Annotated in this window: 16 protein-coding genes, 1 pseudogene and 1 other annotated feature; of the genes and pseudogenes, 6 read left to right on the forward strand and 11 right to left on the reverse strand. The window is 45.4% G+C overall.

What is annotated here, in order from left to right:
- Positions 1-37 precede the first annotated feature (37 nt).
- The 3 genes and pseudogenes from thrC to thrA all read right to left on the reverse strand — a co-directional run bounded on the left by thrC (position 38) and on the right by thrA (position 4747).
- Positions 38-1320 (reverse strand): annotated as a pseudogene (gene thrC / locus BLO31_RS22735) (threonine synthase).
- Positions 1317-2273, reverse strand: coding sequence for a homoserine kinase (thrB, locus tag BLO31_RS22740; protein ID WP_070972431.1), 957 nt, complete (start codon positions 2271-2273; stop codon positions 1317-1319). Before thrB ends, thrC begins: the two are co-directional and overlap by 4 nt.
- Positions 2274-2287: 14 nt before the next feature.
- Positions 2288-4747: a bifunctional aspartate kinase/homoserine dehydrogenase I gene (thrA, locus tag BLO31_RS22745; RefSeq protein WP_070972380.1), complete on the reverse strand. Its 2460-nt coding sequence runs from the start codon at positions 4745-4747 to the stop codon at positions 2288-2290.
- Between the two features lie 29 nt (positions 4748-4776).
- Positions 4777-4894 (reverse strand) — a sequence feature (Thr leader region).
- 297 nt (positions 4895-5191) lie between these two features.
- On the opposite strand from thrA, the gene BLO31_RS22750 reads away from it, so the two are divergent.
- Entirely contained in the window at positions 5192-5641 is a 450-nt protein-coding gene (locus tag BLO31_RS22750; RefSeq protein ID WP_070972383.1) for a hypothetical protein, read from the forward strand.
- Here the strand turns inward: BLO31_RS22750 and BLO31_RS22755 are convergent.
- Positions 5638-6123, reverse strand: a complete 486-nt coding sequence (locus BLO31_RS22755) for a putative 4-hydroxy-4-methyl-2-oxoglutarate aldolase (RefSeq protein WP_070972386.1) — start codon at positions 6121-6123, stop codon at positions 5638-5640. The two genes, BLO31_RS22750 and BLO31_RS22755, sit on opposite strands and share 4 nt — an antisense overlap.
- 30 nt (positions 6124-6153) lie before the next feature.
- On the reverse strand, positions 6154-6540 hold the full coding sequence (locus BLO31_RS22760; RefSeq protein WP_070972389.1) for a DUF3293 domain-containing protein: 387 nt from the start codon (positions 6538-6540) through the stop codon (positions 6154-6156).
- Between the two features lie 328 nt (positions 6541-6868).
- Here BLO31_RS22760 and arcA point away from each other — a divergent pair, with 328 nt between their 5' ends.
- Positions 6869-7585 (forward strand): two-component system response regulator ArcA, encoded by a 717-nt coding sequence (gene arcA / locus BLO31_RS22765; protein ID WP_070972392.1) that lies wholly within the window; start codon positions 6869-6871, stop codon positions 7583-7585.
- 94 nt (positions 7586-7679) lie between these two features.
- On the opposite strand, the gene hldE is transcribed toward arcA, so the two are convergent.
- From hldE to BLO31_RS22785, 4 genes are all read right to left on the reverse strand, one after another.
- The gene (gene hldE, locus BLO31_RS22770; RefSeq protein ID WP_070972395.1) at positions 7680-9110 is read right to left on the reverse strand and encodes a bifunctional D-glycero-beta-D-manno-heptose-7-phosphate kinase/D-glycero-beta-D-manno-heptose 1-phosphate adenylyltransferase HldE; all 1431 of its coding nucleotides are present in this window, start codon (positions 9108-9110) and stop codon (positions 7680-7682) included.
- A gap of 69 nt (positions 9111-9179) precedes the next feature.
- Positions 9180-12023: a bifunctional [glutamate--ammonia ligase]-adenylyl-L-tyrosine phosphorylase/[glutamate--ammonia-ligase] adenylyltransferase gene (gene glnE / locus BLO31_RS22775; RefSeq protein ID WP_070972398.1), complete on the reverse strand. Its 2844-nt coding sequence runs from the start codon at positions 12021-12023 to the stop codon at positions 9180-9182.
- Positions 12024-12231: 208 nt separating this feature from the next.
- Positions 12232-13488, reverse strand: coding sequence for a methyl-accepting chemotaxis protein (locus BLO31_RS22780; RefSeq protein ID WP_070972401.1), 1257 nt, complete (start codon positions 13486-13488; stop codon positions 12232-12234).
- Positions 13489-13970: 482 nt separating this feature from the next.
- Positions 13971-15488, reverse strand: a complete 1518-nt coding sequence (locus BLO31_RS22785) for a CYTH and CHAD domain-containing protein (RefSeq protein WP_070972404.1) — start codon at positions 15486-15488, stop codon at positions 13971-13973.
- A 205-nt stretch (positions 15489-15693) separates the two neighbouring features.
- On the opposite strand from BLO31_RS22785, the gene BLO31_RS22790 reads away from it, so the two are divergent.
- The 3 genes from BLO31_RS22790 to BLO31_RS22800 all read left to right on the forward strand — a co-directional run bounded on the left by BLO31_RS22790 (position 15694) and on the right by BLO31_RS22800 (position 18647).
- The gene (locus BLO31_RS22790) at positions 15694-16374 is read left to right on the forward strand and encodes a TIGR00153 family protein (protein WP_070972407.1); all 681 of its coding nucleotides are present in this window, start codon (positions 15694-15696) and stop codon (positions 16372-16374) included.
- Between the two features lie 120 nt (positions 16375-16494).
- Positions 16495-17754, forward strand: coding sequence for an inorganic phosphate transporter (locus BLO31_RS22795; protein WP_070972410.1), 1260 nt, complete (start codon positions 16495-16497; stop codon positions 17752-17754).
- A 281-nt stretch (positions 17755-18035) separates the two neighbouring features.
- Positions 18036-18647 (forward strand): TIGR04211 family SH3 domain-containing protein, encoded by a 612-nt coding sequence (locus tag BLO31_RS22800; RefSeq protein WP_070972413.1) that lies wholly within the window; start codon positions 18036-18038, stop codon positions 18645-18647.
- A gap of 49 nt (positions 18648-18696) precedes the next feature.
- On the opposite strand, the gene BLO31_RS22805 is transcribed toward BLO31_RS22800, so the two are convergent.
- Entirely contained in the window at positions 18697-19440 is a 744-nt protein-coding gene (locus tag BLO31_RS22805; protein WP_070972416.1) for a general secretion pathway protein GspB, read from the reverse strand.
- Positions 19440-21044, reverse strand: a complete 1605-nt coding sequence (locus BLO31_RS22810; protein ID WP_070972419.1) for an ExeA family protein — start codon at positions 21042-21044, stop codon at positions 19440-19442. Before BLO31_RS22810 ends, BLO31_RS22805 begins: the two co-directional genes overlap by 1 nt.
- A gap of 121 nt (positions 21045-21165) precedes the next feature.
- Between BLO31_RS22810 and BLO31_RS22815 the strand changes: the two genes are divergently transcribed.
- Positions 21166-22380, forward strand: a complete 1215-nt coding sequence (locus BLO31_RS22815; protein ID WP_070972422.1) for a multifunctional CCA addition/repair protein — start codon at positions 21166-21168, stop codon at positions 22378-22380.
- The last annotated feature ends 231 nt before the right edge of the window (positions 22381-22611 follow it).

A 22611-nucleotide genomic window follows, 5' to 3' on the forward strand; every position in this document is an offset into this window, starting at 1 on the left:
GGGTGATAAAAAGGCCGCTTTTGCGGCCTTTCAAATCTTAACCTTGTACTCGGTACAGCACTTCTTTTAACGCTGTAAAGTCATTGTCTAACTCTTCTGACAATAGTTCCATTTTAGCGTGCTTGGCCAAAGGACCCGGAAGTTCGATATCAGAACCTAAAATGTCATCAACGACTTCTTTGAACTTCGCTGGGTGTGCAGTACAGAGGAACAAACCTGTCTCACCGTCTTTTAACTGCTCATCCAGAACGCGATAAGCATGGCACCGTGAGGTTCACATAAGTAACCTTGCGCATTCAACGATTTAACTGACTCTGCACTTTGCTCATCACTAACGGCACCTTTACCTAATGTCTCAAGGCCCCACTCTTTCACACGGCATAACTCTTCAATACGCGGCCAGTTGTTTGGTTGGCTTACGTCCATCGCGTTCGATGTTGTCGCTACGGTTGGTTTTGGATCCCACTCACCTGTTTGTAGGTAGCGAGGTACCGTATCATTGGCGTTGGTAGCGGCAATAAAGCGTTTTACTGGTAAGCCTAGAGCTTTAGCAAGAAGACCTGCGGTTAAGTTACCAAAATTACCACTCGGTACAGAAACCACCAGATTTTCTCGTTCCTCTTTACTCAACTGAGAAGCGGCTTCAAAGTAGTAACAAATCTGCGCCATCAAGCGGCTGATATTGATAGAGTTTGCCGAGTTAAGACCAATTGCACTGCGCAGCTCTTGGTCATCAAATGCTTGCTTAACAAGAGACTGACAAGCGTCAAAGTCAGCATTAACTGCAACCGTGTGGATGTTTTTGCCCAATGTACAGAAAAGCTTTTCCTGCAGTGGGCTGATCTTTCCTTTTGGATACAGGATGACAACATTGATGTCTTCCATCCCATAGAAAGCGTGTGCAACCGCTGCACCGGTGTCGCCAGATGTTGCTGTGAGTATGGTGATCTTTCCACCATCGGAGACTGCCGCTAAAGACTGAGCCATAAAGCGGCCGCCAAAATCTTTAAATGCCAGTGTAGGACCATGGAAAAGCTCTAGCGCATGCACGCCCTCTTTCACCTGTTTGATAGGTGCTGGAAACTGAAAAGCAGAGTCGACCATTTCATACACTTTCTGCTCGGATAGCTCATCGCCTATTAGAGACGACAAGATCTTACTACTACGCGAGACAAAGCTTTCAGCCAAAAGCGCATCAACGTCTTCAAATGGCTTGATTTCCGACGGGAAAAACAATCCTTGGTTCTTACCTAACCCTTGGCGAACGGCTTGGCCAAAGGAAACTTGTTCATCATTTTCTTTTATATTGTAAAGCTTCATAGCTCACTTCCTGTTACTTTCGAACCTTGCTTGTCCAAACGACAAACATGTACGAATCCTTCTTCGTTTTGTACGTAATTTTGCTCTAACCAACGCGCTACGCGCTCGGCGACATCTTTTTCTTTGCAGATGCTAAACAGCGTTGGGCCACTACCTGAAATTCCAGTAGCTAAAGCGCCAGCAGTCGCTGCATATTTTCTTGCGTCAGCAAAACCGGGCAACAGTTTCTCACGATACGGTTCTGCGATCACGTCTTTGATCATTTTTGCCGCCAATTCTGGCTGACCAGAATGGCAGGCGTGGATAAAGCCCGCCAAGTGACGACCGTGAGCAATAATGTCTTGTCGACGATATTGAGATGGAAGAATTGAACGCGCTTCTGCCGTTGATACTTTAATACCCGGATAGGCCATAACCCAGTACCAATCGTCAAAACTCGGCACTTCTTGGCTAATGATACCGAGCTCTTCTAGCATAAGTTGAACCCCTCCCAAGTAACACGGTGCAACATTGTCGTAATGCACTCCACCCGAGATTTGCCCTTCCATTTCTCCCATCAATGCAAGCAACTCAGTCTCGTTTAATGGCTCACCGTGAAAACGGTTTAATGCGTCGAGCGCCGCCACTATTGAGCAGGCACTAGAACCCAACCCTGAACCGATAGGCATGTTCTTTTCAAGCGTCATTGCCACCGGTTTTGACTCAAGACCTTTTTTGTCAAGCTCGCGAACAAACACTCTCCAGCAGTCGTAAACAATATTTTCTTTGGGGTTTGCTGGTAGTTTGGATACAAAGTTGCCTGCTGTCGCAAGAGAAAAGGGTTCACTACCTGCTTTAACTTCGACACGGTCGCCTAAAAGCGTTCCGTCAACTGGGGACACCGCGGCCCCCAGAACGTCGAAACCGACGCTAACATTACCGATAGAAGCTGGAGCATAAACTACAACACTCATTTCATTGCTCATTGTTACACTCCTAATTTCCAACCTAATGTACGCATTACATCGGCAAAGACACCTGCAGCTGTCACTTCCGTACCCGCTCCGTAACCCCTTAGCACAAGTGGGATTGGTTGGTAATAGCGGCTATAGAATGCCAGGGCGTTTTCACCATCTTTGATCTTGTACATAGGATCATTATCATCAACAGCGGCAATGCTCACTTTGCACTGTCCATCAAGGATTTCACCGACGTAACGCAATACTTTGCCATCTTCCGCCGCTTTAGCAGACAACTTCTTGAAGTAAGCGTCGGCTTCGGGTAGACGTGACATAAACTCTTCTACGCTACCAGAATCATCAAAACCCGGCGGCAGTGCTTGGTCAACAATCACGTCTTCAAGCTCTAAGTTCATACCCGCTTCGCGTGCAAGAATAAGTAGCTTGCGCGCTACGTCCATACCAGAAAGGTCATCACGAGGATCCGGCTCAGTAAAACCATTCGATTTGGCAATCTCTGTCGCTTCGCTCAAGGTCATACCTTCGTCTAGTTTGCCGAAGATATATGAAAGCGATCCCGAAAGGATCCCGCTAAATCGCTCTAGCTCATCGCCTGCGGAAATTAGGTTCTGTAGGTTTTCTATAACTGGTAGACCTGCGCCAACTGTTGTCTCATACATCAGTTTGCGTCTTGAGCCACGAGCCACATCACGCAACTGATGGTAGTAAGCCATGCTAGCCGTATTTGCCTTTTTATTTGGTGTCACAACGTGGAAACCCGCTGCCAAAAAGTCAGCATATTGATTGGCGATCACTTCGCTAGACGTACAATCCACCAATACTGGGTTGATAATGTGATTGCGTTGAACCAGTGAGATTAGGCGAGCAAGACTGAACTCTTCTGTTGCAGCCGTCATTCTATCTCGCCAATGTTCCAGTGGCAGACCAGCACTGTCGAGCAATAGCCCTTTGCTGTTTGCTAGACCACAAACTCTTAGCACAATACCTTTATCTGCAAGTTTTGGCTGTTGACGTTGAATTTGGTCGACAAGCTCTCCACCGACACCGCCCACACCGACAACAAACACGTCCAGAAAGTGCTTAGAGTTGAACAGATTTTCATGACACGCTTTGATCGCTTCAGAAATTTTGTCTTCAGGAATCACCGCTGAAATCGCACGCTCCGAAGAGCCCTGAGCAATAGCGACAATGTTTACGTTCACTTCCGCTAGAGAAGAGAAGAATTGAGAGGCGACACCGCGCGAAGTGCGCATACCGTCACCTACTAGCGTGACAATGGCTACATCATCAATAAATTCTACTGGCTCTAATAGGCCGTCTTTGAGCTCTAACTCGAAAACGTCAGACAGCGCTTCTTGAGCCAAGGCTCTGTCACCCGCTTCGATACAGAAACTGATGCTGTATTCCGATGAAGATTGAGTGATAAGAACAATGGAAACACCGGCTGCAGACATAGCGCCAAACACTCGGCTTGCCATGCCTACCATGCCCTTCATTCCCGGTCCTGAAACGTTAACCATAGTGAGGCTGCTAAGCGTAGTGATACCTTTAATCGCAAGGTTATCCTCACCAGTATCTTGACCAATCAAAGTACCAGCACCCTGCGGATTGAAACTGTTTTTGATCAAACAAGGTATATGGAACTGAGCAATTGGCGCGATCGTTTTAGGGTGTAGAACAGAAGCACCAAAGTAAGAGAGTTCCATCGCTTCTTGATAGCTTAATGATTTAAGTAATCGAGCATCATCAACCAAGCGAGGATCGCAATTGTATACACCATCGACATCTGTCCAGATTTCACAGCAATCTGCGCGCAAACAAGCGGCAAGTACGGCTGCAGAGTAGTCGGAACCATTGCGGCCAAGTGTGACGAGTTCCCCTTCTTCATTACCAGCAGTAAAGCCCGGCATGATGTTGACGTGTCCCTCGGGCAATGGATTTTGACGGAAGTTTTGCGTTGAAACTTCAACATCGACCATTGCTTCTAACGGCTCACCTTTGGCGTACAAGTATTTCACTGGATCTATCAGGCTGGCAGCTTGTCCTTTTGCTTCCAACACTGCTTTCATCAACTGAATAGACACGCGTTCGCCTTTACTGATAATGCGCGCATTAACATTGTCGGGACACATGCCCAACAGGTCGATACCGTGTACGAACTGACGAAGTTGAGACAGTGATGTTTTTACTTGGTTATCGTAACCACTGCCATCGATATTAGGTAACACCGCTTTAATGTCTTGGAAAAGATCGCGGAACGAATCTTCCAGTTCAGCAATTTGTAACTCTGCTTCACCATTTTTTAATGCACCTTCGATAACTGCGACGAGTTTATTCGTCGTTTTACCCGGTGCAGAAAGTACAACGGCCACTTCTTCCTGCTGTGCATTATTAGCGATGATATCTGCTGCTCTTAAAAAACGATCAGCATCTGCTAATGATGAACCTCCAAACTTTAAAACTCGCATCCCTTCCTCCAAATGTTTGATAAATTGGTATAAAAAAGGCCTGTATCTCTTGGGATACAGGCCTTTTTTTTGAATTTCTTTCGTTTAGCAGCCTGCCCCAACATGTGTGATGTCGGTAATAATAATGGTTGTGGTCATTACTGCTTGGCTGCGATGTTGCATGAATCTAATAATTTCACTTTGTGTTTGCTTACCCATACGTTTACCGCACTTTGCCTCTCTGAGTCAATGAAAAGTTGTCACTAATTAACTTCTTGTAAAAATTTGCGTTCAAAAGATCTTTGTGCGCATAAAGATCAAACTCTTTTAACAACAAGCTTATCAATGAAATAACAATTACCTATATTAATAACTAATTGCTATATAAAACTTTTGAACCTTAGAACTGGTTTTATGCTTTAATTAGCGATGCAGTGGGATAATAGACAATAAAAGGAGTGGCTTATGAGAACAATAACTAGCCTAGCGCTTGCCGTTTGCTCGTGCGCCACTTTTGCGGTTGAACTACCCGCTCTACCTTCACATGCCACTGCCTCGCCTCATAAGCTATTCCTGTTAAGCCAGCCAGATCATCAAGATTTTGATTCTTGGAAAATTGATGGCGGCTATGCGTATTCCATCCGCGATAACGTAGATATTTTCGTAGGGGCTCAAGCCAGTACCGAAGAAAATGGCTTTTTAAGTGGGGTGAGTTATCAATTGACGCCGCGTGTTTCCCTGCAAAGTACTCTGCGCACTACGCGCGTTGAAGAAACTGAAACCAATAACGACACGGTTTTCTCAGCAGAAGTTTCCAGCCGCATGAGACTGACTGAGAACATTGATGTGCATGCCACTCTCGATCATCAAGAGTGGCAAAATGAGTTAGAACTCGGTTTAGGGTTTAGATTTTAACTCCAATCTAACAGGGTTTTGGACATCAATACTCCATTCCAGTCTGCGTAGATATAATCTCCGGGCTGAATCATCTGATTGTTGATCGTCAGGGTTACGTTCACGTCACCAGCGCCGCGCTTTTCTGTTTTAAATGGGCAGGCTCCAAGGGCTTTAATACCCAAATCCATTTCAGCCATCACAGCCACGTCGCGAACTGCGCCGTAAACGATGATTCCCTCCCAATGATTATCAATAGCTAGGATCGCCAATTGATCGCCCAGTAATGCCTTTTGGCATGAACCGTGACCATCAACCACCAAGACTTTACCTTTGCCATCCTGACTAAGTACCTCACGAACTTTTGAGTTATCGTGATAGCAACGCACTGTTACTATCTCGCCCCAAAAGGCGCTTCTGTGTCCAAAGCTATGTAAGGGAAGATCCACGTAAGTGATCTCATCTTCGAACTTATCACAGATATCTGGGGTTATGTCTTTCATCTTTCCTCCATGATCCGACAATTGAATTTCTTAACGGCATCGACTTCGCCAATCACCAATACAGGCCTGCTCACTGCTGTTACACGAGAGTAAGAACAGTTGATCGCCTCGTACGTAATAGATGGCATTCTGGCCGTATTTTCGCGCCACTTCCAATGCCTGCTCTTGGTCAAGACCAACAGCAAAACTCTCTTCTACCCAGCAAAAATGTTCGTCTCCCACAAATACTTCCGTATATTCATTATGGTTGAACTCTTTTGCCAAACGCTGATTATTTGACCAGTTTACTTCATTTGGCAACCTTTGGCTCGCTGGATTCCATGCGGTGATCACAGCGAAACAGTCCTCGTTGAGAAAATGCCTAAATTTGAAGTATGGGTTGAGATACGCCTCCCACAACTTGTCATCTATTTTCATATAAGTCACGCTTTTACATCTATTTAATACTATTAATATTTGTTACATTTGTTCTATTGATATAAATCAACAAAGTGCATGGAATTAACATAAGCCCGTTGTTAGCAAGCTGTTAACACTATAAAATCCGCCTCAGAAGACTAGTAGAAAGAGGTGAGATAAGGAGCTCTCACTTACGTGATTAACATCACCATGGATGGCGGGTGACCAAAGGCAGTGTACTTTTAAATCCTTTGGTTTATTATCAATATGAAATTACCTGTATGTTATGTTTTTGCCTAGAATTTATTCTATTAGCACAATTTTTTCACAAGTTTAGGTACCGCCAATGCAAACCCCGCATATTCTAATCGTAGAAGACGAGCAAGTAACTCGAAACACTCTCAAAAGCATTTTTGAAGCTGAGGGATACGCTGTCTTTGAGGCCAGTGACGGTGAAGAGATGCACCAAGTGCTGTCTGATAACCAAGTTAACCTGGTTATTATGGATATCAACCTACCTGGTAAGAATGGCCTTCTTTTAGCTCGCGAATTACGTGAGCAAGCGAATGTAGCGCTTATGTTCTTAACTGGTCGCGACAACGAAGTTGACAAGATCTTAGGTCTAGAAATCGGTGCAGATGATTACATTACTAAACCGTTTAACCCTCGTGAGCTAACTATCCGCGCTCGTAACCTACTAAGCCGCTCAATGAGCGCTGGTGCGACATCTGAAGAGAAACGCAGTGTAGAGAAGTACGAGTTTAACGGTTGGGTTCTGGATATTAATAGTCGTTCACTGGTAAGCCCTGATGGCGGTAACTACAAGCTACCTCGCTCAGAGTTCCGCGCACTACTCCACTTCTGTGAAAACCCGGGCAAAATCCAAACCCGTGCGGATCTGCTGAAGAAAATGACGGGACGTGAGCTTAAGCCACACGACCGCACGGTAGATGTTACTATCCGCCGTATCCGTAAGCACTTTGAATCAGTAAGCGGTACACCAGAAATCATCGCGACAATTCACGGTGAAGGCTACCGATTCTGTGGTGACTTAGAAGAGTAATTCTTCTTTGGATCTCCTACTTCGGTTAGTAGGCAAAGATAAAAAAACGAGGCTTTTAGCCTCGTTTTTTATTTGTGTAGAAGGAGAGCAGAATCTATCCCCTACCACCTTTGATAGCATCGATGATCTCTGTTGTCGAACAACCGTCTTCGAAGTTAAGTACTTTCACTGCTCCGCCATTGGCTATGACTTCCTTGCCACCAGCAATCTCTTCAGGTTTGTAGTCGCCACCTTTCACGAGTAAGTTTGGCAATACTTCGGAAATCAATCGCTGCGGAGTCTCTTCACCAAAAGGCACCACCCAATCAACCGCCCCTAGGCCCGCTAATACAGCCATACGTCGATCTGTTGGGTTTACTGGACGTCCAGGCCCTTTAAGTGCTTTCACCGACTCATCGGTGTTCACAGCGACGATAAGGCGATCACCAAGTTGTGCAGCGTGGTTTAGATAAGAAACATGGCCCGCGTGCAGAATATCGAAGCAACCATTGGTCATCACAACGGTTTCACCCTTGGCTTGTGCTTTTTTAACTGCTTCGATTAATGCTTGCTCTCCAATCACACCAAAATCTGTGTCCTGACTTCCATGTACCGCTTCCGCAAGTTCGATAGTAGAGACCGTAGATGTACCGAGCTTACCTACCACAACGCCTGCCGCTGCGTTCGCTAGCGCACACGCCTCATCAAGTGGTTTACCCGCTGCTACTGAAGCTGCTAATGCCGAGATAACTGTATCTCCTGCACCAGTAACGTCGTAAACTTCCTTAGCTTGTGTAGGCAAATGGAAGGGTTCTTCACCACGGCGCAGCAATGTCATGCCGTGCTCACTGCGTGTTACTAGTAGCGCTTCAAAATCAAACTCTTCAATAAGAGCCAGTCCTTTTTCAACCAGTTCTTCTTCGTCTTTGACTTTTCCTACCACCAGTTCGAACTCAGCCATGTTTGGCGTTAATAGCGTAGCTCCGCGATAACGCTCAAAGTCTGCGCCTTTTGGATCGATAAATACCGGGATATTGGCCGCTCGCGCTTTTTGGATAAATGCTTGAACGTGCTCTAAAGCCCCTTTGGCGTAGTCCGATAAGATAACCGATTTTACTTTAGGCAGCGCCTGTTCCATTCGGTCAAGGATCAATTCCGCATCGGTATTTTCAAACTTGTCTTCAAAATCTAGACGTATAAGTTGTTGACCACGACTCAGTACGCGCAGTTTAGTAATAGTGGGATAGTTGGGTAAAGCAACAAAATTACATTTAACTTTTAGAGCCGTTAACGTCTCAGTGAGTACTTTGGCTGGCTCGTCAATACCAGTCAAACCAATAATATGCGCATTACCACCTAAAGAAGCGATGTTCATAGCAACGTTGGCTGCTCCCCCTGGTCGCTCCTCATTGTTCTCTACTTTTACTACAGGTACTGGTGCTTCTGGTGAAATGCGTCCCGTTGGCCCGTGCCAATAGCGATCGAGCATAACATCACCAATGATAAGAACACCCGACTCACTGTAGTTCGGTAGGATAGGTTTCATATTTGGTCTCCAAATTCTTTTTCTGGCGAGAGTTTATCATAGGCAATCGCGCCTCTAAACCTCTGACTCTTACTTAAACCAGTGGTTCCAAACTTGTTGCACGACTTCTCTTTCTTGTGTCATCTTGCTTTCTGCTACATCGGCATCAAGGTTAAGTAAATTGCGCCTATGTATTTGGTCTCTCATTTTGGTGTAAGCCATTGAAATCGCCATCGCTTCACTCTCTTCCATCACTCCTTGGGCTATCAAGGATTCAAAAATTCGCACGTTATCACACCACCGAGTCAGCTTAGGGTGCTGGTGGCTGTAATTGAGCACCAAATATTGAGCGAGGAACTCAATATCGGTGATCCCACCGGGGTCCTGTTTGATCATAAAACGCCCCGCTTTTTTGCCACCGAGATGATCTCGCATTTTTATGCGCATATTCACAACGTCTTCTTTTAGTTGCTCGCTATCGCGTTTAAGAGAAAGAATATCGTTTCGCGTCGACTCAAAAGCTCGCTGTAACGGTGTATCTCCAAAAATCATACGAGCACGTACTAATGCCTGATGCTCCCAAGTCCATGCTTCTTTGTGCTGATATTCATCAAATGCATCCGCGGGACTGACTAGTAAACCAGAGGCTCCTGAAGGTCTCAGACGCGTGTCGACTTCATACAAGATCCCAGACGCCGTTCGCGTTGAAAAGATATGAATAATGCGTTGCGCTAACCTCAAATAAAACTGACGCCCGTCGATCTCTTTTTTGCCATCTGTATACACATTCGTCGGACAGTCATGCATAAATACAATGTCTAAATCGGAGTTATAGCCTAGCTCCCAGCCGCCGACTTTACCGTAACCGATAACAGCAAAGCCTCGACCATCGCGATCGGAAAGATGGGTCGGCTCTCCGTACTTTTCTTTCATCTGTAGCCAAGCTTGGTTTACAACGGCATCCACGATGGCCTCAGAAAGATAAGTTAAGTGGTCACTCACTTTCATTACGGGAAGCACACCAGCAATGTCAGCAGCAGCAATTCTCAAAATGCAGATCTGCTTAAACTGGCGAAGCGCTTCCATCTGCTGTTCCATATCGTCTTCTGGGATCCGAGCTAAATAGTCTCTTAGCTCGTAACGATAACTGTCGAGAGGAACGGGGTTATAGAGTTGCTGAGGATCTAGCATCTCATCAAGAAGGATCGGATAACGTCCCAATTGCTCTGAGATCATCGGACTGGCAGTACACAACCTGACTACTTGAACCAACGCAGCTTCGTGTTCATCTAAAAGCTCTAGATAAGTCGTTCTCGACGCTATTTTTTGGACTAGGTGCAAAACACGCGATAGCCCAAATTCCGCCTCTGGGTGCGCATAGATTGCCGAAAAAAGTTTAGGCATAAGGCGGTTAAGTACTTCTCTGCCACGAGGGCCAATGGTCTTTTTCGCCATATCCACTTTAAATTGCTTAATCGTAGAAGCCATAGCTTCTGGATTCTCTGCTGAGAGATCGTCTTTCAATACGTGATCGATGACGTCTTCTCTATCTGCCATATCCCAAAGCTCATGAAAATGTCGTTCAACGTCCTTAGACTCTTCTTCGCTATCGTCGCCGATAAGATCTTCAAATACAGCGTGTACATTCTGCATGTGTTTTTGAGTATCAACGATAAGTTGCTCCCATTGGGTGTATCCCATGGCAAGGCTCAGCTGTGTTTGCTCTTCTTCACTATCAGGCAAAGTTTGCGTCTGTTTGTCTGCAAGCGCTTGAAGCAAGTTCTCTAGGCGGCGAAGAAATAGGTAGGCCTGTCGTAAGTGTTCAGTCTCCTCGGACTCTAATAACTCTAAGCTTTCGATCGCATCCAGCGTTTCCAACAACCCGCGTTGTCTCAGTGATGGCTCTCGACCACCGCGTATAAGTTGAAAAACTTGAGCAATAAACTCGATTTCGCGTATGCCACCAGCCCCTAACTTGATGTTGTTGGTCAGGCCACGTCTGCGCACTTCACTACTGATCATCGACTTCATACGTCGAAGGGCATGAATTGCACTGAAATCAATGTAGCGACGAAAAACGAATGGGCGTAACATTTTTCGCAGTTCTTGGTATTGAGGATACATTTCTCTGCCCATCACTCGGGCCTTAACCATAGCGTAGCGTTCCCAATCTCGCCCTTGCTCTTGATAGTAATCTTCTAAAGCGGCGTAACTCATCACTAGAGGGCCACTCTCACCAAAGGGTCTAAGACGCATATCAACGCGATAACAAAAGCCATCAAACGTTTGCTGATCAAGCGCTTTTATGATTTTTTGACCTAACCGAGTGAAAAACTGAGCATTGGAAATAGTGCGGCGTGCGCCTTGAGTCTCGCCGTTTTCTGGATAAGTAAAGATAAGGTCGATATCCGATGAGAAGTTGAGCTCACCTCCCCCAAGTTTGCCCATACCAATGATCAACATTGGCTGTGCTTCACCATCTTGGTTGCATGGTGTTCCCCACTGTTCACAGCACATCCTGTACTGCCATTGATAGGTTTCAAATATCATCGCCTCAGCAAGTTCAGATAGATGCGATAAACTCTCGGTCAGTTCCCATGCTGACGTAAAGTCTCGCCAAGCTATGTTGACCATCTCTCGGTTGCGAAACTGTCTAAGCACTCTCATACCGGCCATTTCATCACTGCACTTTGCCAGTTCAGACTCTAGTTCACTTCGATAGTTTTCACTGGGCTTAGCGACTTCTAACATTACCGGTAAACGCTCAAGCAATGTTTTATCTCGTTCTAGCGCATCCGCCACAAATCGGCTTAGACCACAAACGTAAGTGAGCTCTTCCTGACGCTGCTGCGGCCACTGGGCAATAACATTTGGAGCATCAATTCGTTCTAATGCATATTGGGAGATCTTTATGAGATTCTGAGGAAGCTGCATAGGTTGTCCTTAATGATATGAGGCTTCTCTATCTCTCCGTTAAGGAGAAAAGTAGCGGTTTATCGGTCGATAATTTAACTATCTGATTTTGGGAAAACACATTTTGTGTCTCGGTACTTTATTTATACCAGAGAAGAGGCAAATAAAAACGCCCACTATTCGATAGTGAGCGCTTAGGGGAAGAATTAACTGACGTGATTACACAAGGTTATACATCAAATGATGAAATTTTCTTATCCAATTCTTCTGCGTTGCTCTGCATAATTTCAGACGTTTCTAGCAACTCAGTAACTACTGTCACCGAGGCTTCTACAAGTTCGCGAACATTGGTTAAGTTTTGGTTCATTTCTTCAGCGACACTGCTTTGTTGACCAGCAGCAGTAGCAATTTGGAAGTTCATGTCATTGATTTGATTAACTTGAGTCACAATACCATCTAATTCACTGCCCGCACTTGTGACAAGGTCAACACCTTCAGCGGCTTCCACAACACTCTTCTCCATCAACTCAACGGCAGAGTTTGCATTGGTTTGAAGAAGGGTAATCATCTCTTGGATTTCTACTGTCGCTTGTTGAGTGCGCTGCGCTAGGTTGCGAACCTCATCAGCAACAACCGCAAATCCGCGACCAGCTTCACCTGCACGAGCTGCCTCAATCGCCGCATTCAGTGCAAGTAGATTGGTTTGCTCTGAAATGCCTTGGATAGTCCCAACCACACTGCCAATAGAGTCCACACTCTCTTCCACTTGGTTAACTGCTGCTGCAGAGGCGGAAATGTCATTGGATAACTCACTAATCTTAGCTACGGTTCCTTGTACAAAGCTTTGCCCTGTTGCCGCTTGGCTAGAAGCGTTTTCAGTCAACGAAGAAGCATTTTGCGCATGATCTGCAACGGTTTGAACGGTAGAGGTCATCTCACTCATCGCCGTTGCTAGCTGATCGATTTCGTTAAACTCTTCTTGAGCGGACTCCTTAGTTTCCGACATACTCAGTGTCATCACTTCCGTTAGCCCCGCCAACTCTTGTGAAGAGACTACCTGAGTTTTAATGACGTCTTGCAACTGAACTCGAGTTTTCTCAAGTTCTCGGGCTAAGTCGCCGTACTCGTCTTTGCAATCGAGTTGGATTGAAACCGATAGATCTCTTGCCGCCATGCGTTTAATCGCATCACTCAAGTATTGAGTCTGCCTTAACATGATTCGAGCGGTAAACAATAACAAGGCGACAAAACCGACAATCATTGCCGTGGTTTGCCATGCTATTTCGATTAAATACTTTTCGTAATGTTGTTGGGCTATTTCTGCATTCTGAGTTACCGCCAGAAGCGAGTCATAGAAAGTGCTAGCATCCCACAACTGTTTAGCAATAATCAGTATCGTACTGAACACCATCAGCAACACCATCTTAGGAACGAGACGGATATCCGTTATTGCGCGTTCCCACGGCTTAAACGCCATTGTCGTCATTGTCAGTTCTCCACTAAAGTCTATATATTGGTTCTAATCCACAATGTCACTTCTATTTCGCTTCTTGTACGAGCGATTTAATATTTATTTCGGGCTTCGTATGAAAACAAATAATACCAAATAGAGCGGCAAAGCCTTAGAACATTGTCATTAATCCCAACATTCTTGGTGTTATTTGTGATCTCAGGCTTATTGTTTGCACTATGTTCGGTAAATTTCTATTAGTTCTTATCGGCAGCTATTGATAGTTCTAAAGCATTAATATGCTTGATTTGCATATAGTTATGATCCATGCCACAGCTAGCATGTAATTGATGCAAAAAATAGTGATAGCTTTTTTCTTGACTAAAAGAGGTGACGTCGTTTTCAGGTGTCATCTACAACTATGGTTCAGACAGAATGTTCGACATCAGGATGAACCCAAAAGAGATGCAAACCACCTGAAAGAAAAAAGGAGAGCGGCGCTCTCCTTTGCAACAAATTTATTCCTGCCAATAGGGCTGAGCTTCTACACTCATACTCCGCGTTTGCTCCATGGCGTGTAAAATTGAGCTCTCTTGACGACTTAACCAGCGCTCCAACTGCTCTCTTTCTTCACCTTCTAACTTGTCTATCAGTCCTGCTAAAGGTTTTAAAGTCAGCAAGTCATCAATGCCCTGCATCAAGTCCGCCCAGGGAAGACGAAAGCTATTTCTTTCTTCACTGTCATACAAACTGGCAAAGCTCAAACCGGTGTAGAGGTTTCTCATCAAGCGATATTGCTGATCTATATACTCTTGGCTGTTTAACACTCGCTCTGGTGGAAAAGCTTCCATCAACTCGGCCCAAGTTCTATCAAGCTGCTTAACCGAAAAGCGTTCTATGCTAAGTGACATTTTAGCGCGCGCTTTGTCATCTAAGAAAGGCTGCCACCCACGAGACAAAATCCAACGGCTTAGATCCAACAACAGTCCGGTGTAACGCGCCGAGTAGATGAGTTCAAGCATCTGCTCTCTTTGAGGTAGTTTCTCTTGTTGCTGAGTTAACTCCTTCATCAAAAACTTGCGGGCATCTAACTTTCTAAGTGCGTGCCCCTTATCTTCCAGCAAGTCCTCTAAGTAGTCATATTCCTTAAGCCACTCAAGTTCTTGCTCTAACCACTTCAACTCTTGGCGCAAGATTGCACTGGCTCGTCGAGGAACGATTCCGCCATATACCGTCAATACTTGTCGAGTAAAACTGATCGCGTTTTTGATTTCGTGAAGAGACGCTATGGAGTCGCGTTCTGAGTATATCTGTTCGTGATAGTGCCAATGAGATAGGGCGTGCTCTAGCGAATTGATCAAACAGTATTCAACGGTATCTCGCTTTTCTGTTTCAACCAATGTTAACCCTTTCACTTCGTCGCCCTTGTGACCTTTAGCGAGGCGATAACCTTTTGCTGCTTTACTAAGGTTACCAAGACGCATTCCGCCTTCTTCACACAAGCTGCGAGCTAAAGTAAACAGTGCATCCGTTTGGCCCGATTTAAGTTCCAGCTCAACTTCACTGATCGGTTCGCTCTTATCTCCAGCAACAACTTCACCTAGATCGAATGCCACTTCCACTTGGCTGCCATCAGGCATACCAATCAACCACTGCTCACGAGTGAAGTTAGTAGAGAAAAGCGGGATAAGTTCAGATTGAAGGTGAAGCGTTTCTTTGCCGTTTGGCCAGATATCGATAGGGTGGAGGCTAAGGTCAGGCGTGTTACAAGTGTGTTCAGCGTTGTACTCCGGCCTCTGGTGAAGTCCGGCAACGACTCGACCTGCGGTTTTGACTGTTTGGATGAACACATCATCAAAACGTCGAATCCTTAGGCCTATATCGTGCTGGCGTAGCCAGTTGTCGGGCGTATCAAAATACGTATTTCCTAACTCGCGACAACTGTGCTGAAGAATTTTGGTTTCTGAGATCTTACTGCGCAATACATCAGAAAAATCCGGAGAAACAAAAAACTTCAGTTCTATCTCGGTTTCCATAGTTTTACCTTTTAAAGCAGATAGAAACAGGATATTGCCAAATTTCTCACTCGGCAAGAGAGAAATATCGACTCAATGATGATCTAAAACAGTTTTCATGCGATGGTTAATGGGTTAACATGCGCGCCTTTATAGCCATCGTTCAACATTTCACCATCGAATTGGGATCTGTTCTTTTTGGGTTATATTAAAAGGTTGAATAACCATGCCAGTAAATACAATCATGGGGTTATTTGCAAAGTCCCCTATTAAGCCTTTGCAGCGCCACGTCGTGTGTGTCAACGAATGTTGCTCCCACCTAGTGAACTTCTTTGAGGTAAGTTCAAAGGGTGACTGGGAAAAAGCATCAGAGATTCGTGCACAAATTTCTCACCTTGAGAAAGAAGCCGATGTGCTAAAGCGCGAAATCCGCCTCAAACTCCCGAGGGGCTTGTTTATGCCTGTTGATCGTAGCGACATGCTTGAGCTACTGACTCAACAAGATAAACTCGCAAACCTTGCCAAAGACATCTCAGGCCGCGTTTACGGTCGCCAACTCGTGATCCCCGAGCCACTGCAGGATAACTTCATCGCTTATGTGAAGCGTTGTCTTGATGCAGCAAACCAAGCTCAGAAGGTGATCAACGAACTTGATGAATTATTAGAAACAGGATTTAAGGGACGAGAGGTTACTCTGGTCGCTGAAATGATCCATCAATTAGATGAAATTGAAGATGACACCGATTCAATGCAAATCGAGCTTCGCCAACAACTAATGGCGATTGAACAAGATTTCAGCCCGATCGATGTTATGTTCCTGTACAAGATTTTAGAATGGGTTGGCGGTATTGCAGACCAAGCTCAGCGCGTTGGCGCGAGATTGGAACTGATGCTGTCCCGCTCATAAGAAGTTCACTCAATAGCGAAGCACAATTCTCACTCCCCCGTTTAGGCAATCTAAGCAATATGCCAATGGGGATTTTTCGTGCCTGAATTGTAGCTCTGCTTAAAATAACTAGGTATTACGATGGATATCCTTGCAAACTATGGCACTGTCCTGATTCTAATTGCGGCCGCTTTTGGCTTTATGATGGCTATTGGTATTGGTGCGAACGACGTTGCTAATGCGATGGGCACTTCAGTCGGCTCTAAAGCGCTAACCGTGAAACAAGCCATCATCATTGCGATGATTTTCGAATTTGCTGGTGCTTATCTCGCCGGCGGTGAAGTCACCGATACTATCCGCAAAGGGGTAATTGAAACCTCACTATTTGCGGACCAACCTGATGTATTGGTCTACGGTATGCTTTCAGCACTGCTTGCTGCTGGTACGTGGTTACTGCTCGCCTCTTACATGGGGTGGCCGGTCTCTACCACGCACTCCATCATCGGTGCAATCATCGGTTTTGCTTGTGTTTCTGTGGGTACAGAAGCCGTAGACTGGAAGAGTGTGCAAGGTATTGTCGGTAGCTGGATCATCACACCTGTTATCTCTGGTTTCTTTGCCTACGTAATATTTATCAGTGCGCAACGCCTGATTTTCGATACCGAAAAACCACTCATCAATGCTAAGCGCTTTGTACCAATGTATATGTTTATCACTACTATGGTGATTGCATTGGTGACGATTAAAAAGGGCCTTAAGCACGTTGGCTTACACCTGACCAATGGCGAAGCTTGGATGTGGGCCGCTATAGTCTCAAGTGCCGTGATGATTGGTGGCTACGTATACATTCAAAAGAAATTTGCTGCAAAAGAAGACGACCACGGTTTTACCGGCGTTGAGAGTATTTTCAGCGTTCTTATGGTTATCACTGCATGTGCCATGGCATTTGCGCATGGTTCTAACGATGTTGCCAACGCGATTGGCCCTCTATCAGCGGTAGTCTCAACGGTTGAGCATATGGGTGAAATTACCACTAAGAGCTCTATCGCTTGGTGGATTCTGCCTCTAGGTGGTATTGGTATCGTTGTCGGTCTAGCAACTCTTGGTCACAAAGTTATGGCTACGGTTGGTACTGGTATTACTGAGTTAACACCAAGTCGCGGCTTTGCAGCTCAGCTTGCTACTGCTTCTACGGTTGTTTTAGCCTCTGGTACTGGTCTACCTATTTCAACCACACAAACATTGGTTGGTGCGGTTCTAGGAGTTGGTTTTGCACGTGGTATTGCCGCTTTAAACCTTGGCGTTGTGCGAAACATCGTTGCTTCGTGGATTGTTACCCTACCAGCGGGTGCTCTGCTGGCAGTTGTATTCTTCTATGCTATTCAAGGTATGTTTGCCTAGAGAAAGCAGAGGATAGATAGGTGGAACTCACCGCTTTCTACCCGTGATTGAAGTCAAAGCAATGTAAACACACTGTCATTAATTGACTCGAATCCACAGAAAGGGAGGCTTAGCCTCCCTTCTTTGTTGCGTATCTACTGGAAACTTCTTACTATTTGCTCAACGCATAATTATTAGGACGAGTTGTCTAGTCAAGTCAGATAACTTTTACCTAAGGCTTTAGATTAATATTTGTTTCTAAAGCCAATCGAATCGACTATAGGATTGTTAAAGGACTTACCGTGAAAAAACTGTTTTGCATGGTTTTGATTTCTCTTTTGGCCGCTCCGGCTGCATTTGCTCAAAACCGCTACATCGCAGACCAACTGTTTACTTACATGCACTCAGGACCAAGTAATCAGTTCCGTATTATTGGCAGTGTTAATGCAGGCGAGCCTGTTAAGCTGCTTGATGTAAACCGCGACTCTGGCTATAGCCAGATTTCTGATAGTAAAGGCCGCAAAGGTTGGGTAGAAAGTCGTTTTGTTACTCGTAACGAAAGCATGGCAATTCGCCTTCCAAAGCTTGAAAAAGAGCTATCTGACGTGAAGAGTAAGCTTGCTAACGCTCGTTCCAACGCGGACAGTGAGAAGGCAGGACTGGTTGATTCACTGGATACTCGCAACCGTCAAATTGCTGAGTTAGAGCAAAACTACAGCGACATCAGCCAACAATTGACGGCTTCTCAAGAGGAAGTACGCAAGCTTCGCGCCAAGCTAGATACGCAAAAAGATGACCTACTGCTTAAATACCTAGCGTATGGTGGTGGTATTGCTGGTGGTGGCTTGTTGCTTGGATTGATACTGCCTCACATCATTCCAAGAAAACGACGCTCCCCATCGGGTTGGGCATAATACCATATAGACTTTAACAACAAGGCCACCTCTACGGTGGCCTTGTTTTTTATCCTTGCCATTCATACAGCGCTGGAATTGAAATTATATCGTTGCCGTATTTCACTAGTGTGCTTTGAGGCTCAATCGACACAACTTCAACAGCACCATCGATCCAATCCCCTTCTCTATACTCAATACCGTTAACCTTAATCCAACGCTTACGACTTTCACTGGCGTACACATGAGTTTGGAAGTTCATTTTTGGAAGCTTGCCGTAATATTGATGAGCATGACTTTGCAAATTTATCGTTTCCGCTTGTCGTTTTTCTTCAGACTCTACAGATGCCAATGCAGATTCAACCTTGCGCGCCAATTCCGGAGAAAGCTGGCTCAAATCAAGCTCACTAAATGGTTCTTGTGTTGCAGTTTGTGGCTCAAGAGGCGTTACCGGCTCTTTCACTACCGATAATGAAGGATTACTTGGCACCTGTACTTCCAGCGTCTGCCTCAGTGGTGTTGGCCCTTCTGTATTCAAAGAGGGGTAAGTCAATTTTTCTCCACCAACCTCGATTGATACTCTTTGAACATCCGGCTGATGATTGACTCTAGCTATTACCAAATCTTGATAGCTTTGATAGCTGCTCCACAGTGCTGCAATGGCCATAGGTGTAAGGATGAGCAAACCATTTTTTATCCAATCGATACGATTAGAGTGTTTGGCGCTCGCATTAACAAATCCCACCTGCTCGGATAAATTACTTTGTTGATAGCCCTGCTCAGATTGCGCTAGTGCTTCCATCACTTTAGACATTAGATATCCTCGCGTTGAGAAAGGCTAGGTGCGCCTTGTTGGGTTAACTGCTCTAACTTGTTTAGCGTCTGCTTGCCGGCAATACCATCCACTGTCAGGCTTTGCCAGTGTTGAAAACGCTCAACCTTTCCTTTGACTCCATCTCCGAATACATCGTCTTTTTCTTGCTCTTCCTGAAGTAATTGAGACAGGCGACGGTCAAACTCTCGAATACTCTTACCTTTCATTCCTGGTCTGAGTGTGGCGCGCCACTGAGATTGCCAAACCAGTGTATACTCACCGCTCCACAATTGCTTGAGCTTAGCTCTCTCTACCTGCCAGCGCTCTCCGGCGATCAGTAGTTCTACTTGTTCCCCATCAGCCTTGAACAGTACGCCATAGCCAATGTCGTTCCCTTGATAGAAGGTCAATACAACAGGGAGATCGAGTTCGATAAGTTCTTGTATAGACCCCACTGACGACTGACACGCAAATAGCGTCGAACTACTCTCTTCACAAAGACTCTCCTGCAAGTTTGCATTGTAGCCCCAAACTTTATACAGCTCTTTTACCGCTGCAGAGCGGTCATACCCCTTTGCAATTGCATCAAGTAACTCTTGAGGTAATTGCTCCACTTCCGAGACTTCATCCGGTGCCAGTGGGTACTGTTTATCAACATAAGTTTGAAGATAAGAGAACGTATAATTAGGTAACGTCTGGTGAACAAAAAAAGCCCCAAACAGCCCCAAAGTCAGACACAAAGCTGATACCCATTTAGCACTTTGTGCTTTAGGCGCTTTTGACAGTGAATAACTGCTTTGCAGTGCCATCACCGAATTGGCCGCTTCAACAACAGTTTGATGAGACGGCGCAACTTCTCTTTGTAAGTAAGCCTGCTTAAGCGCACCATCGCAGACTAAGTTAACCAAACGAGGAATACCTTGTGTCGACTTAGCAATAAACTTCATCGATTTATTGGAAAACAAGCTAGTGTTTCCACTCACTTGTTCTAAACGAAAGCGAATGTAACCCTGTGTTTCTTCAGTGTTGAGTGGCAAAAGGTGGTATCGCCCCGTAATTCTTTGCGCCAACTGTCGTAGATGAGGCATAGACAGCTTCACCTGTAACTCTGGTTGTCCCACCAAAAGTACTTTTAACAATTTTCGACTTTCGGTTTCTAAGTTAGTTAACAGGCGCAACTGTTCAAGAACTTCAAAAGAGAGGTGCTGCGCTTCATCAATAACCAACAGGGTTTGCATACCATTGGAGTGATTGTCCAGTAGATGCTGATAGATCGCTTCGCTAAGCTTCTTAAGCGTCCATTTGCCTTTGTATGCAATGCCAAACTCATCGCAAATTGCCTGCAGAAGCTCTATTTCAGAGAAAGTTGGATTGAGTATAAACCCCGCCTGGGTTTGCTTATCAAGGGAAGAAAGCATGACTCTAGCGACCGTTGTTTTCCCCGTCCCCACTTCACCCGTCAACATAGCAAAGCCACCACCATCACCTAGACCAGCGGTAAGGTGCGTGATAGCTTCTTTATGCCTTTGGCTTAAAAATAAGGTTCGCGAGTTTGGCACAATAGAAAATGGTATTTCCTTAAAGCCAAAAAAATCCTTGTACATGCTCAAGTCTCTATCAAAATTGGACTAACAAACGTATTATTCGTCTTAGAGGTTGACGCTCTCTTTAGACGTATGGGCATGACGCATCATACAGAGATCATAGAAGTTTTCGAGGTTTCAAGTGCAAGTATTTTTGGTTGGCGGTGCGGTTCGAGACATGTTGCTCAATATCGAGGTCTACGACCGGGATTGGGTGGTAGTTGGCAGTACACCACAGCAAATGTTAGATGCAGGTTTTACCGCAGTGGGCAAAGATTTCCCGGTATTTCTCCATCCTAAAACCAAAGAAGAGCACGCCCTTGCTAGAACAGAACGAAAATCTGGCAGTGGATACACTGGATTTGATTGTTACTTCGATCCTGATGTCACCATCGAAGATGACCTATGTCGACGTGATCTCACTATCAACGCGATAGCTCAGACCTCTGGCGGAGAGCTAATCGACCCATACGGTGGGCAACAGGACTTAGAAAATCGAGTTCTTAGGCACGTCTCCGAAGCGTTTGTTGAAGACCCCCTGAGAGTTCTTAGGGTTGCTCGATTTACGGCTAAACTGGCGCATCTAGGCTTTGAAGTCGCAGACGAAACCATGTCCCTTATGAGGGAAATAGTCGCCTCTGGAGAACTGGAACACCTAACTCCTGAGCGCGTTTGGCAAGAGTGGCACAAATCCCTTTCAACACGAAATCCTCAGTGCTTTTTGCAAGTGCTGCGCGACTGTGGAGCATTGAAAGTTGTGTTACCAGAAATCGACGCCCTGTTCGGCGTACCTCAACCTGAAAAATGGCATCCAGAGATCGACACTGGCAAACACACCATTTTGGTTGCCAAGCAAGCCGCCATACTCAGTGACTCGACCAGCGTGAGGTTTGCTTCACAAGTCCACGATTTGGGCAAAGGCGTCACCCCAAAAGAAGAGTGGCCGAGCCACAAGATGCACTGTCATACTGGATTAGCTTTAATTAAGAAGCTTTGTGAACGGGTGAGAATCCCAAATGAATACAAAGAACTCGCGCTCATGGTTTGTGAACAACACTCCAATATCCACCGAGCCGAAGAGTTAAAACCAGCGACCAAACTTAAAATTCTCAATAAGTTCGATGTCTGGCGTAAACCAGAACGTCTAGAGTCTATCTTACTTTGCTGTCAGGCTGACAGCCTTGGTAGAACGGGATTCGAACAGAGTGACTATCCTCAAAAGGAAATATTCCTCAGCGCTTATCAAGCGGCTCTAAAGGTAGATGTACAATCTATTATTGCCGAGGGTATCAAAGGCGCTGCCATTCGTACTGAATTAGATAAACGCCGTGCAACGGCCATCGCTGAGCTTTCTTAGGCTGTGTTAAGGTCATGCACAAAAGCAAAAGCTCAAAAACAAAAACGCCCCACCTAAGTGGAGCGTTTTAAAGTTATAGAACTAAGCTAGTGATTAAGCTTGGCCTTTTACTTCTTTTAGACCAGTTCTTGTTAATATGGTGGTGCACGTTCACCTAGTGTCGCTAACCTTCATCTAACGTCTTCAGCGTTTGCATCGCACAAAATCAAAACGCTCAAAAACGCATAAGCC

The sequence above is a fragment of the Vibrio sonorensis genome, from assembly GCF_001854765.1.
In the GTDB taxonomy this organism is placed as follows: Bacteria; Pseudomonadota; Gammaproteobacteria; order Enterobacterales; family Vibrionaceae; genus Vibrio; species Vibrio sonorensis.